This is a genomic window from Bradyrhizobium sp. MI1.10, assembly GCF_055811035.1.
Map to the genome: position 1 here is coordinate 190,376 of NZ_JBVVPN010000002.1, position 12,523 is coordinate 202,898.

General features: G+C 62.9%; 11 protein-coding genes and 2 pseudogenes. 4 read left to right on the plus strand and 9 right to left on the minus strand.

The features are described 5' to 3' along the window. Positions 1-226: 226 nt before the first annotated feature. A pseudogene (locus tag AC0L3K_RS03035) lies at positions 227-1,165 on the minus strand (alpha/beta fold hydrolase); the annotation flags it as partial. 105 nt (positions 1,166-1,270) lie between these two features. Between AC0L3K_RS03035 and AC0L3K_RS03040 the strand changes: the two are divergent. Beyond that, entirely contained in the window at positions 1,271-2,230 is a 960-nt protein-coding gene (locus AC0L3K_RS03040; RefSeq protein ID WP_219682212.1) for a LysR family transcriptional regulator, read from the plus strand. Positions 2,231-2,348: 118 nt separating this feature from the next. Here AC0L3K_RS03040 and AC0L3K_RS03045 read toward each other — a convergent pair. The 4 genes and pseudogenes from AC0L3K_RS03045 to AC0L3K_RS03060 all read right to left on the minus strand — a co-directional run. Continuing rightward, positions 2,349-2,492: pseudogene (locus AC0L3K_RS03045) on the minus strand (LysR family transcriptional regulator); the annotation flags it as partial. 95 nt (positions 2,493-2,587) lie between these two features. Beyond that, positions 2,588-3,847, minus strand: coding sequence for a lipoprotein-releasing ABC transporter permease subunit (locus AC0L3K_RS03050; RefSeq protein ID WP_219682211.1), 1,260 nt, complete (start codon positions 3,845-3,847; stop codon positions 2,588-2,590). Between the two features lie 342 nt (positions 3,848-4,189). Then, complete coding sequence (locus AC0L3K_RS03055) at positions 4,190-5,179, minus strand: alpha/beta hydrolase family protein (RefSeq protein WP_354128698.1); 990 nt, start codon at positions 5,177-5,179, stop codon at positions 4,190-4,192. A gap of 69 nt (positions 5,180-5,248) precedes the next feature. Further along, positions 5,249-5,875 (minus strand): LysR family transcriptional regulator, encoded by a 627-nt coding sequence (locus AC0L3K_RS03060; protein WP_007603589.1) that lies wholly within the window; start codon positions 5,873-5,875, stop codon positions 5,249-5,251. 128 nt (positions 5,876-6,003) lie between these two features. Here AC0L3K_RS03060 and AC0L3K_RS03065 point away from each other — a divergent pair, with 128 nt between their 5' ends. Further along, positions 6,004-6,396 (plus strand): RidA family protein, encoded by a 393-nt coding sequence (locus tag AC0L3K_RS03065; RefSeq protein ID WP_219682210.1) that lies wholly within the window; start codon positions 6,004-6,006, stop codon positions 6,394-6,396. 42 nt (positions 6,397-6,438) lie between these two features. Further along, positions 6,439-7,131 (plus strand): L-2-amino-thiazoline-4-carboxylic acid hydrolase, encoded by a 693-nt coding sequence (locus AC0L3K_RS03070; RefSeq protein ID WP_473365471.1) that lies wholly within the window; start codon positions 6,439-6,441, stop codon positions 7,129-7,131. A 339-nt stretch (positions 7,132-7,470) separates the two neighbouring features. Here AC0L3K_RS03070 and AC0L3K_RS03075 read toward each other — a convergent pair whose 3' ends face one another. From AC0L3K_RS03075 to AC0L3K_RS03090, 4 genes are all read right to left on the minus strand, one after another. Further along, a complete protein-coding gene (locus AC0L3K_RS03075; RefSeq protein ID WP_007603594.1) occupies positions 7,471-8,499 on the minus strand; it encodes an ABC transporter permease in 1,029 nt (342 codons plus the stop codon). A gap of 12 nt (positions 8,500-8,511) precedes the next feature. Further along, on the minus strand, positions 8,512-10,014 hold the full coding sequence (locus AC0L3K_RS03080; protein WP_007603595.1) for a sugar ABC transporter ATP-binding protein: 1,503 nt from the start codon (positions 10,012-10,014) through the stop codon (positions 8,512-8,514). A gap of 6 nt (positions 10,015-10,020) precedes the next feature. Then, positions 10,021-11,043, minus strand: coding sequence for a sugar ABC transporter substrate-binding protein (locus tag AC0L3K_RS03085; RefSeq protein ID WP_007603596.1), 1,023 nt, complete (start codon positions 11,041-11,043; stop codon positions 10,021-10,023). A gap of 141 nt (positions 11,044-11,184) precedes the next feature. Continuing rightward, a complete protein-coding gene (locus AC0L3K_RS03090) occupies positions 11,185-11,589 on the minus strand; it encodes a globin (RefSeq protein WP_007603597.1) in 405 nt (134 codons plus the stop codon). 477 nt (positions 11,590-12,066) lie between these two features. Between AC0L3K_RS03090 and AC0L3K_RS03095 the strand changes: the two genes are divergently transcribed. Further along, positions 12,067-12,441: a DUF2946 family protein gene (locus AC0L3K_RS03095; protein ID WP_245286061.1), complete on the plus strand. Its 375-nt coding sequence runs from the start codon at positions 12,067-12,069 to the stop codon at positions 12,439-12,441. Positions 12,442-12,523: the final 82 nt, after the last annotated feature.

Sequence of the window (12,523 nt, forward strand, 5' to 3'; positions counted from 1 at the left end):
AGCGGTCGTCGCGGTGGGTGTGCGGTGCGATCGCGGTGTTCGGCGGCACGTGAATTTCGAGCACATACGGGCCGGCCTTGGCGGGGTCGCCCGAGAGCAGCACGGTACGGATAGCAGGCACTCCGGAGGTGCCGGCGCCTGCGCCGGACTGCGGCATTGCCTGCGTCTGCTCCAGCGTCAGAGCGGTCTGACCCAGGTGCCCATTCTCCGCGGCGACGGGCCGTTCGTTGAGGAAGGCCTCGATCGCGGCCGACGTAGCCGCGGGTTGCTCCTCCATCAGCCAGTGACCGGAGCCTGCGATGACCCGCTCCTGCACGTCGATCGCGCCGGCCTGCATCACCGCCGCCATTGCCGGCCCGAAGGATGCGGCGCCACCGACCGCGAGAACCGGCATGAGCAGCTTGCCGTGCGCCGAGAGCCAGGCGCGGTTGTCGATCGCGTCCTGATCGAAGGCGGCGAACTGGCGGAAGCCGGCGTGCATGCGCCCCGGCGCGGCGTAAAGCTGCGCGTAGTGGGCTCGGGACGCCTCCGGGAAATTGGCCGGATTGGCCGAGAAGTCGTTCCAGAACCGGTCGAGATAGATCCGCTCGCGGCCGGCCACCAGGCGCTCCATATCCGGCCCGCCGAACCGGAAGTGCCACAGCAACGGGTTCTTCAGGATATCTTCCCACGGCCCGACGCCCGGCACCGGCGCATCCATCAGCACCAGGTTCGTCACCCGCCCGGCGTGCCGTGAGGCCAGAGCGAACGCGACCATGTTGCCGATGTCGTGCGCCACGATGTCAGCGCGCGGCGCTTGCAGCGTGTTCATCACGCCGACGATGTCTTCCGCCTGATTGACCTTCTCGAAACCGGCCTCGGCGCGGGCGGAAAGGCCCATGCCCCGCAGATCGGGCACGATCACCGTGTGATTGCGAGCAAGGTTCGTCGCGAGCGGCGCCCACATGTCTCCGGTCTCGCCATAGCCATGCAGCAGCACGACCGTCGGTCCAGACCCGCCGACCCGGACGTGGAGGGTGGTGCCATTGGTCGCGACCTCTTCGGTGTGGAAGGTATTCGGGAAATCCGTGGGCCCGTCGGCCGCTGACGCGGCGGCGGTGCCGGCCAGGATGGCGAGCGCGGCTCCGGTGAGGGCAAACCGGCGAAGCTGGTCGGGGACGTTCATGGGCGATCTCCTGTGTTGGCCTTTTTCGTAGACGCAAAGCTAGACGAGGAAGATCGTTGGGATTAGCTACTACCCAGGCCAAGCATTTTTGACTGGAGCGCAAAGGTGGCAGCAGATACCGCGGACCGTGCCCGGGAACTGGAAGTGTTCTGCGCGGTCATCGACGGCGGCAGCTTCTCGGCTGCGGGTCGCGCGTTTGGACTGACGCCGTCGGCCGTGAGCCGCACTCTGGACCGGGTCGAGCAGCGGCTCGGCGTACGCTTGCTGTTGCGGACGACGCGCGCGTTGACGCCGACCGCGGAAGGCCGCGCCTATCTCAGCGCGGCCCGCCGCATTCTCGCCGATCTCGACGAAGCCGAGCAGGCGATCTCCGACCAGGGTTCGCCGCGCGGCCGCATCCGGGTCAGCGCTGCGGTCTCCCACGGGCGTCTTTGCATCGTGCCTCTGCTTGGCGAGTTCGTGCGCCGCTATCCGAACATCGTGGTCGACATCAATCTTGGCGACGGGATCGTTGACGTCGCTGCGGGGCAGGCGGATGTGGCGGTTCGCGGCGGTCCGCTGACTGACAGCGCGCTCACGGCGCGGCGCCTCAGCGAGAACGGCCGAACCATCGTCGCCTCGCCGGACTACCTGGCGCGCTGGGGCGTGCCCGAAACGCCGGAAGAGCTCTACAACCACAATTGCCTGAATTTCAGTTTTCGCCGGGCCGAGCCGGTTTGGCCGTTCCGCCGGGACGGAGTCGACTTCGCCCTGAAGGTGCGAGGCGCCATCGAGGCGAACAGTGGCGAGACACTGGGCCAGCTGGCGCTCGACGGCGTCGGCATCGCCCGTGTCGGCAATTTCAGTCTCGGGGACGCGATCGCGGAGGGGCGCCTGGTCCCGCTTCTCGAACCGTTCAATCCTGGTGACAAGGAGATCTTCCACGCCGTCTTCGTCGGCGGGCCGAACATGCCTGCTCGCGTCCGAGTATTCGTGGACTATCTTGTGGAGTGCATGGGCGGCAGTCGTGTTGAGGGAAAATCTGGTTGGCACGCGAGGCGTGGAACGGAATCGGTTTCGACCTGACGCGACAGAGGCGGTCGACGGTTTCGGCTCTCCAGAACCTATGATGTCTGGTGCTATCGATATCCGCCAACGACATGTGAAATGGCATCGCGGCGAGGCTATCGATTGTCGGTTGAGCCTATCGTCTGACGCCGACCAGACGAGGGCGGGGATTTGCGAGCGCCTTCCCGACGGGCAGGGCACGCAGCCATTCGCGGAAGCTGACGATCTCGGGACAATCCGCGGTACCCTCAGGCGCAATCAGCCAATCACCCAGACCTGATATCTTTAGGGGGGCCAATCCGCGCTTCCCAGACGCGCGATCGACGCCATGATGGAATTAGGTTCGGCATCATGGGACCACAACAATTGTCGATCTCACCGCCTAAGCGCTTCCACGGGATCGAGCCGGGCGGCGTGCCACGATGGGTAGAGCGTTGCGAGAAGCGACAGGGTTAGCGCCATGATCAAGACCGCGCTGGTCTCCCCGAAATCAATCTCCGCTGGCAGCTTCGAGAGAAAATAGAGTTCTCTCGGGAACAAGTCGGCGCTGGTCAGCCAGGATAGAAACTGTCGGATCGAATCGATATTAAGACAGACGAGAAGCCCAACGACCAACCCGACCGACGTTCCCACGACGCCGATCGAAGCACCCGTAATCAGGAATATCCGCATGATCGAGCCTCGTGAAGCACCCATGGTCCTGAGGATCGCTATATCGCTGCCCTTATCCTTCACCAACATGATGAGCCCAGATACGATATTCAACGCAGCTACCAGCACAATCATGGTCAGAATCAGAAACATCACATTGCGCTCGACCTGAAGCGCATTGAAGAAGGTCGAGTTCCGCTGCCGCCAGTCCACTAGGAAGACTGGCCGCCCGGCTGCTTCCGTCACAGCCTTGCGAAACTGATCGATGCGAGCGGGATCGGCTGTAAAGATCTCGACCGCAGTCACGTCCTTGTCGCGGTTGAAGTACGACTGAGCCTCTGCGATTGGCATGAAGACCATGCTCGCATCATATTCAGACATACCAATCTCGAATATGGCTCTGACTTCACACTTCTTGATCCGCGGCATAACCCCCATCGGGGTGACCGCGCCGTGTTGCGCAACGAGCGTGATGGCGTCACCGGCATGGAGCGAGAGCTGATCGGCGAGGCGCTGCCCGATGGCAACCCCCTGGTTCTCGTCAAAGCCTTCGATCGATCCTTGCTTGATGTTGTCGGCGATAGAGGTGAGCTTCTTAAGATCGTCGGCGCGAATGCCACGCACCAGAACTCCAGATGCGCCGGAAGACGACGCTAGCGCGGTGCCGTCGACGACAGGCGCGGCCAAGCGGATACCTGGCACCAGGCTGAGACGCTCGGCCATATCCTTCCAGTCGGTTAGAGGTGTTTCCAGCGGCTGGACTAGAATGTGACCGTTGAGACCGAGGATCTTGTCTAGAAGCTCTTTGCGGAAGCCGTTCATGACGGCCATGACAATGATTAGCGTGGCAACGCCAAGCATAATGCCGAGAAACGAAAATCCGGCGATGACCGAGATAAAGCCGTCCTTGCGGCGCGCCCGCAAATAGCGAGCTGAGAGCATCCATTCGAAGGGCGCAAACGGTGCGGTCGGCGGCTCTGTCATGATCTCAGCTTATGCCCGGTAATGACCGTCATTCTGTCCCATTGCGACGCGCTTGGCTAGTCGCGCACGCTTAAGTTGTCTGGTTTGGGCCGTCATCCAGGCGGCCTGATCCCGACTTCGAGCCAATTCCCGGACCGCACGGTAGCAGTTAGCTTCGCCATCAAGCGGCAGCACCGCAAAGTTTCGAGCGCCGTCACCTCAGTCGAGCCAACACCACGTCGCGGACTAGCCGAATGCCTCTCGTCGGCGTAATTTCCGCGCGCTCCCCGCCTTGAGACATCGTTTCCCCGAGGCTCAGTGCTGTCGGTGCAGGCCATAAATGGAACAGTTAGAGCGGTATCGCTATTGGCCAGCACCGTCAGCGAAGTGCTTGCGGTAAAACGCCACGACGTCGGTGTGGAAACTCCGATGAAAATCGACACGGTCGAAATTCGGCGCATCGGTGCAAGCGGTAGGGTTGGCCTGCGTCTCCTTCGGGATGCAAGTGGCAAGAAAAGAGAAGTGTTTGGCGTTGGCCACGAAGTGATAATCCGGCGCCGGGAGCCGTTGTTTGATCGTTGAAGCACAGCATCCGGAGAGTCCGTCAGCATTTTGCGCCGGATCGGAACTCCATAGTTGCACCGGTATCGCTATTTTCTTCAGGTTCTCCTCGGAGAAAACAAAAGCCGGATAAGGATCGGCAATAACTGCGGCTATGACGCGGGGGTCAGGTGTGATCGGTTGGCCCGGCACCTCGCCGCTTTCAAGCTGCTTGCAAGCCAACAGGCTCGATGTCGCGCAATTGGACAAGCCCTTTCGTAATTCTGGATTGCCGCCGATGACGGCGAGACCCGTATAGCCGCCAAACGAGAAGCCGTAGAGGCCAATGTGCCGGGCGTCGATGCGCGATGCATCGGGCCAGCTTTCGAGCATGTAGTCGATCAGTCGCTTGATATCCGCGGGGCGTTCGACGAGCACGGAAAGGCTGTCGGTACGGCTGGCATCGCGCCAGGTGTCACCGGGATGATTGAGCGCAGCGACGACAAAACCAGCATCGGCCAGCGCCGCGGCCGTGTCGTGGTGACCACCGAACCATCCTCTCCTGCCATGCGATATCACGATAAGAGGAAGCTTTTCGCCAGTCACCGAGCACCCGGGTACGGCGAAGAAAATGGCACCACGTGCGTCCATCTCTTTTGGAGGCTCGGCGCATGGTGTCCAGACCAGCAGCCTGATCGCCGGCCCGGCCGCGGCAGCGGGAATGTCGAAATTTCTGACCCCCGCAGCGTTTGCCGCGGTCAGCCCAAAGAAGAAGAAACAAATAGCGAGAACGAGCTTGGCGCGACCCATCATTTGCCCCGGTAGCTTCACCTCACAAGAAGACAACTTGAATCAAGCGATTATGTCGCCTTTGGGTCATTTTCAGCTCCCGACGCCGCCGACCAGTCGAGGGCGACGATTTCCGAGCGCGTTCCGGGCCGGCAGCGCCCGCAGCCACGCGCGGAAGCTGACGATCTCGGGACAATCCGCGGTGCCTTCAGGCGCAACGAGCCAATCACCCAGACCCGATCCCTCATCGACCCGGTCGCAGCGATAGCCCGGATGGTGGCCGAGGCCGCGAGCGATCAGCAGGTCGACCTTGCCTTCGACCAATTCGTGCAGGCCGGCCGGATGCAGCACCCGTAAGCCGATCTCCGCATGCGTGCTGCGAAACGCCGCGAGATCGAGGCGGCGGAGGTCGAAGCTGCCATGGATGCCCAATTGCAGCAGCACCGCACCTGCCGGCCTCAATTGTGAGGTCGCATCCGCAATGTGGCGAAAGCCTTCGGAGACCCCGGGCAGATAGGCCTGACCGGCGACGGTGAGGATGAGCTGCTTGTGCAGCCGCTCGAACAGCTGCACGCCGAGGCGCGCCTCCAGCGCCTTCACCTGCTGCCCCACGGCGGCGGGCGTCACGTGTAGCTCGTGCGCGGCCAGCTTGAAGCTGAGATGCCGGGCGGCGGCTTCGAACGCGCGGAGCGCGTTGAGTGGGGGAAGGATGTAGGTCATCGGTCTCCATTTTGACACCGATGAGCTGTGGCCTTGCAATAGATTTTCTTGCGCTGAGCCGCAGCGATGATGCTTTGCGAAGCGGTGACGGCGCCGGATACGATCGACCTGCAATCCGGAGAAATCCTATGTCCCCAGCTCACATCGTCAGCCACAATCCCGCAACGGTCCATGCTCCCGCCGGCGGCTACTGCATGGGACTTGAACTGACGCAGCATCGCCGCCTGTTGTTCATCAGCGGCCAGGTGCCCCAGAGATCCGACGGCACCGTCCCTGACGGTTTTGAGGCGCAGTGCGAGCAGGCCTGGCGCAATTTGATCGAGGTGCTCGCCGCCGCGGGCCTTGGCGTCGCGCATCTGGTCAAGGTCACCACGTTCCTGACCGACCGCGCTCAACTCGTGACCAACCGCTCCATTCGTCGCGCGATGCTGGGCGAACACCAGCCCGCGCTGACGGTCGTGATTGTCGAGACCGTCGACAGCAAATGGCTGCTGGAGATCGAGGCGATCGCCGCCGAGTGAAACCGGCCGACTTTGCAATGAGCCAATCATATCAGGTGTCCCATGGCTGAGATCATCCATCCGTTTTACGAAGCGCATCGCGGTGCCATGGAGGCCGCCATGCGCGATCGGCTCGACCTGGCCGAAGCGATGTTGCGCGAGCGCGCGCAGCTTTCGGACATCGACGGCATCAGGCGGGAGGTGATGGACGAATTCGAAATCGTGCTCACCCAAATGCCCTATGTCGGCGGCGCTGCGAGCCGCATGAGCGATTTCTTCATGCGGTTGATGGGCTTCATGGCCATCAGCCGGGTGCTGCGGCGCCACGGCGTGCCGGTGGCTGTGATCGGCGAGATCGAGCGAGAAACCTACAAGGCGCAATTGCTCACCGTATCGGAAGCGCAACGTCTCGCCTCGGGGCGTCAATTCATGTCGCCGGAGAACCAGGCCCTGCTACGCGAGCAGGCGGCGAGAAGCACGACCGAAAGCCATCAGACCGAATTTCCGGAAGATTTCGTCTATGATTTCGTCGAGCCTGATACGGGTGACAGTTTTGAATTCGGCATCAACTACAAGGCTTGCGGCTTCTGCAAGCTCGCGGCGCGCCATGGAGACAAGGACGCCCTGCCGAATATTTGCGGGCTCGATTTCGTCGCCTGCGCAGCGCGAGGCATCCGCCTGGAGAGGACACAGACGCTAGCGGGCGGTGCGAGCCACTGCAATTTCCGGTTCTCGCGGCTTGGGTCGGATGACTAGGCCGAGAGCTAGGCCGCGGTCTCATGCTCCGCGATCGAAGGTGAGGCTGGATTGCCCCTGCGGTCACGTCGTCATTGCAAGCGCAGCGAAGCAATCCAGAATCTTTCCGCGGCGGCAGTCTGGATTGCTTCGCTGCGCTCGCAATGACGGAGGTTGGGGCGCTGTCCGGAGCCGACCTGCGCACACCGCCACGATGACATCATGCTCCTGTTTTGCCCGACGAGTCAAACGCCGCCACGGTCGCTGCTACACAATTTCGGGTTTTTGTAAGTCGTTGAAGTCCCTCACAGTCTCTACTGTGCATGGGGTTGTTTTCGCGCTTTTGGTTTTGAGGGGCGGCTATTCCACCGCCTTTTCCCTCAGCCGCTGCGCATAGACATTGATGACAAGCGCCGCCAGCAGGATCAGGCCGCGGATCAGGATCTTCAGGAAGCTGTCGATGTTGACGTGGTCGAGGCCGTTGTTGAGAACGCCGAGCACGAACAGCCCGACGATGGTGTTGCCGATGCCGCCGCGGCCGCCGAACAGGCTGGTGCCGCCGACCACGACGGCGGCGATGGAGTCGAGCAGATAGGTATCGAACTCGTTCTGCTGCGCGCTGCCGAAATGGGCGACACCGAGCATGCCGCCGATCCCGGAGCACACTGCCGAAATGACCATCACCGCGCCGAGGATGAGCTTGACGTTGAGGCCGGAATATTCGGCCGCCTCGCGGTTGCCGCCGACCATGTAGACGTAGCGGCCGAAGCGCGTGTAGGTCAGCACCAGATGGCCGCCAAGCAGCATGATCGCGGCGACGATGACGATCCATGGGATGCCGCCGATCGAGCCGGAGCCGAGCGTGGTAATCACGCCGGGCACCTTGTAGGCGATCTGGCCGCGCACCAGCAGCGCCGAGATGCCGGCCGCGATCTGCATCATCGCCAACGTCATGATGAAGGAGGGGATGCCGATCACGGTCAGCCCGAGCGCATTGACGAGGCCGAGCAACGCGCAGAGCAAAATAGCCAGCAGGATCGCCGCTGCTCCGGGCAGGGGAATGTTGGGAATGTTGACGTAGGATTCCTGGAGCGTGAAGTAGGCGACCGCGATGCCCGTGACGTTGGCGATGCTGGCGATCGAGAGGTCGATCTCCGCGCAGAGGATCACGAAGGTGAGGCCGACGGCGATGATTCCCGTGACCGACACCTGCGTCAGGATGTTGCCGAGATTGTCCAGCGTCGCGAAGGAGGGGCTGGCCAGTGCAAAGAAGCCGGACAGAAAAATCAGCGTCAGGAACGGGGCGATGTTGCGCATCTGCGAGCGCAGGAAGGGCGCAAGCCCCCGCGCCCGCTGCCCCGCCGCCAAAGCCGTGTCACTGCTCGCCATCGTGCTTCTCCGTCACGCCGCTTCCAGCAGGCGGTCCTTGCTGACCGGCTCGTTCGTGAACTCCCGCACCAATGCGCCGCGCTTGAGCACGAGGATGCGGTCAGCCAGTGACAGCACCGTTTCCGGCTCGGTCGACAGCACGATGATCGCAAGCCCTTTGGCGCGGAGATCGCGGACGATGTTGATGACGTCGTTCTTGGCGCCGACATCCATGCCGCGGGTGGGCTCGCACAGCACCAGGAGTTTGGGCGGATAGGTCAGCCATTTCGCCAGCGCGACTTTCTGCTGATTGCCGCCGGAGAGCATGCCGAGATCGAGGCCGACCACCGGCGGTCTGATCTGGAGCTGCTCGACCTGGCGCTTTGCGATGTCGCGCTCCTGCGCCGGCTTCAGCAGCAACGCCGAGATGCGATCGAGGATGCTGATCGAGATGTTCTTGTAGACCGGCTCCTGGTGAAACAGCATCGCCCGCCGGCTCTCGGGCACCAGCGCCACGCCGGCGCGCCGCGCCGCTGCCGTGCTCGCGAAAGTCTTGGGCTTGCCCTCGACCGCGAGCGTGCCGCCGTCCGGCTTCAGCTTGCCGAACAGGATGCGGGATAATTCCTGCTGGCCACAGCCCATGAAGCCGTAGATGCCGAGCACTTCGCCGGCGCGCGCCTCGAAGGAGATGTCCTTCAGGCTGCGGGCCAGCGACAATTGGTTGACCTTCAGGACCACCGAGCTGTCGCTCGGCTGCGGCAGCATCAGATCGTCGCTGTAGCTGTGCTCGAGCGCTTCGCCGCCGCGACCGATCATGGCCTCGATCAGCGCGCCCTTGCTGGTCGCCGCACTTGCGGTCTCCGCGACCTTCCGCCCGTTGCGGAACACAGTCACCGTGTCGGACACGCGCAAGATGTCCTCGATGAAATGCGAGATGAAGACGATCGCCGTGCCTTCCTCGCGCAGGCGCCGCAGCGTCGCGAACAGTCGCTCGACCTCGGGCGGGGAGAGGGCGGACGTCGGCTCGTCCAGGATGACGATGCGTGCGCCGGAGAACAGCACGCGGGCGATCTCGATCAGCTGCTGGAGCCCGATCGGTAAGTCACCCAGCCTGCTCATCGGATCGACATCGATGCCGAAGCGGGCGAGCTGCTCGCCGGCCTCGCGCGCCATCCGCCGCCATTGCACCAGGCCGAGCCGGTTGGTCGGCTGGTTGCCCAGAAACACGTTCTCCGCGACCGTGAGGTCGGGCGCGACCGACAGCTCCTGGTGCACCATGGCGATGCCGGCGCTGTGCGCGTCGCGGGCCGAGCGGAAATGCGTCTCCTGTCCGTCGATCAGGAAGCGGCCGGAGAATTCTGTGTGCACGCCGGCGATGATCTTCATCAGCGTGCTTTTTCCCGCGCCGTTCTCGCCGACGAGACCGTGGATCTCGCCGGGTGAGAGCGCGAAGTCAACACCACGAAGCGCCTCGACGCCGCCGAAGCTCTTCGTGATGCCCTGCAGTTCCAGGATGGGCGAACGATCCTCTCGCATGGAGACTCAGATCAGGAAATGATCCTGCATCCACTGCATCCCGGCGGCGTTGGCCTTGGTGACGACCGGTCCGTCGGTAACGACGTTCTTCGGAATGCCCTGTCCGCTCTTTTCGCCGCCGACTACGGCGGAAACGCCCGCGATGATCGCGCCGCCATGGATTCGGCAGGACGGATTGCGGACGGTGGCAAACATGCGGCCTTCGCTGACCGCCTGGATCGCCGGTGGCATCGCATCGACGCCGCCAATCAGGATGTTGGTGCGGCCCCGCGCCTTCATGATGTTGGCGGCGGCGAGCGCCATGTCGTCATTGTGGAAGAACGCCGCGTCGATCTGCGGGTACTTCGTCAGGTAGGTTTCCCAAAGACGTGCGGTCTTCGACACATCCCAGTCGGCCGGCTGCGTGTCCAGCACCTCAATGCCGGGGAATTGCTTCACGACGTTGTTGAAGCCCTTGGCGCGGCCCTGCGCGCCGGTGTGGCCGAGGGCTCCTTGCGTCATGATGATCTTGCCCTTGCCGCCCATGGCGTTGCAGAGCGCCTGCGTCACCGAGGCGCCCATGAACTCGTTGTCAGGGGCGAGGAAGGAGTGGACATTGATCTGGTCCAGCGGCGCAATCAGCGTGTCCATGTCGATCACGGGCGTGCCGGCGTCGATCATCTTCTGCACCGGCTGGGTGAGGGTGCCGATGCCAAAAGCCTGGATCGCGACGAAGTCCCATTTCTGCGACGCCATGTTGTCGATCGCCGCGCGCTGCTTCACGGCATCGAGCTGGCCGTCGAACCAGGTGACTTCGACATTGAACAGCTTGCCCCAGAATTCCGCCGCCTGCTTGCCCTGCGCGCACCAGGTCGCCTGGAGGCCTGCGTTGGAGAACGCCGCTTTCAGCGGCTTCTCGCTGCGTCCGACTTCGGCTGCAAGGGCGGGGTTTATGCCCATGCTGCCGAGGATGGCAGTCGCGGCGCCGGCGATTGCTGCCGCCTGAAGAAGATCGCGCCTCGTCGTCGAGAAATCTTTCGTCCCGGACATCGCTCGCTCCCATACAATTCTATTTTCGACGCGTCATTGATTGCGCGACCGATGTCCGAAAGTGTCTCACAAGAGTTGGCGCCACTCAATCCGCAATCAACGGCGGGATCGCCGCGAGACGCGTTGGTGCAGCGCAAATCGTCAGGCCGGGGCGCCGGCGAACGCGTCGATCTCGATGAGCAGTCGGTCCCAGGCCTGCGCGATGTCCGACGACCATTCATCGCCGAGAAGATCGCGCAGCGTGTCCCTGACGACGGCGAAGAAGGCAGTGAACAGCTCGCGCGGCGTGCCGTAGCCATCGTGCGACACGACCTCGCATGCGATCAGCCGGAATTGCCCACGGCGATCACCGGCGAAGTCGAGAATCGCCTCGATCGTGAGTGCCAGCATCGAGCCCATCACGAGTTCGCTGCCTTGTTTGCGGAACATCGCCCGCGTTTCGGGATGCTGTTCGAACAGCCGTCGATAGACGAGTGGCGTGAGGTCGATGCAGCGCGAGGCTGCAAGTTCAAAGCTCTGTTCGATCGGATTGGGAGACAGGTTCATCGGCGCTGTGGCCATTCAGACAAAAAAAGAGCGGGGCCCTAGCCCCGCTCGAAAATTGTGTCGACCCTATTATCCCCGATTCTAAGATTTGATCTTGATTGGCGGGGCGACGCTGCATTTTGCGCGTCAGGGGCTCCTCCCGAGACTTGGACCACCAGACTTCGACCTCGCGGCCAGCCTGAGCAAGGGGATGCTAGATCAACTTTTCTCACTTGTCATCATTTTCGGCAACGAATGTTCAAAATTCGAGCAATTGACGAAATGATCGGGCTGCCGGCCGGGTAAGCATATGACAAACATAAGAAATCTGTGGATGGGCCATCGGCTCGACTGCCTCAAATGCCGGAGGTTCCCTCCTGTGGGCGGTCGGACCACGGTTTTCCGGGAAGTTTGCGCTGGATTAAGAAGGCGGCGGAACCGGGCTCGACTCGGCCATAGCGCGGTGTTTAGTTAGTAGACGAACGAATGGTTCGGCGGATGCGCGCACGGCTGCAAAAATTCCTACCTCTGGTCCTGCTCGCCCTGGTGATGCAGGTGCTGGCGCCGATTGCCGCCTGTCTGGCGGCCGGCCAAGCCGTGGCCGATCCGTTGTCCGCCGCCGTCATCTGCCACAGCGCGAGCGAGCAGGGCGGCCTGAACGACCCAGCGGGTACGCCGGTCGCACATGCCGGTGCGTGTGCCCTCTGTTGCCTGGCGCAGGTGGGCGCGTCGCTCGATTCGCCGCCGCATGCCGCGCTCTCCGTTCCCTTCCGCCATGCCGAACGCGTGGTGTGGCACGCGGCGGAGGCATCCGCCGGGGCGGCCCATAAAGGCACAAACGCGCAGGCGCGCGCACCGCCTCAATTTTCCTGACGACTCTCGTGATCGCCGCGGTCCGCCGTAGGCGATTAATGCTGTCGAAAGGCCGGAGAGAAAGCCCGGCGTCAGGAATGCC

Coding starts and splice junctions, on each gene's coding strand:
- AC0L3K_RS03050 (WP_219682211.1), bottom strand. CDS start 3,847: ATGACAGAGCCGCCGACCGCACCGTTTGCGCCCTTCGAATGGATGCTC.
- AC0L3K_RS03055 (WP_354128698.1), bottom strand. CDS start 5,179: ATGATGGGTCGCGCCAAGCTCGTTCTCGCTATTTGTTTCTTCTTCTTT.
- AC0L3K_RS03060 (WP_007603589.1), bottom strand. CDS start 5,875: ATGACCTACATCCTTCCCCCACTCAACGCGCTCCGCGCGTTCGAAGCC.
- AC0L3K_RS03065 (WP_219682210.1), top strand. CDS start 6,004: ATGTCCCCAGCTCACATCGTCAGCCACAATCCCGCAACGGTCCATGCT.
- AC0L3K_RS03070 (WP_473365471.1), top strand. CDS start 6,439: ATGGCTGAGATCATCCATCCGTTTTACGAAGCGCATCGCGGTGCCATG.
- AC0L3K_RS03075 (WP_007603594.1), bottom strand. CDS start 8,499: ATGGCGAGCAGTGACACGGCTTTGGCGGCGGGGCAGCGGGCGCGGGGG.
- AC0L3K_RS03080 (WP_007603595.1), bottom strand. CDS start 10,014: ATGCGAGAGGATCGTTCGCCCATCCTGGAACTGCAGGGCATCACGAAG.
- AC0L3K_RS03085 (WP_007603596.1), bottom strand. CDS start 11,043: ATGTCCGGGACGAAAGATTTCTCGACGACGAGGCGCGATCTTCTTCAG.
- AC0L3K_RS03090 (WP_007603597.1), bottom strand. CDS start 11,589: ATGAACCTGTCTCCCAATCCGATCGAACAGAGCTTTGAACTTGCAGCC.
- AC0L3K_RS03095 (WP_245286061.1), top strand. CDS start 12,067: ATGCGCGCACGGCTGCAAAAATTCCTACCTCTGGTCCTGCTCGCCCTG.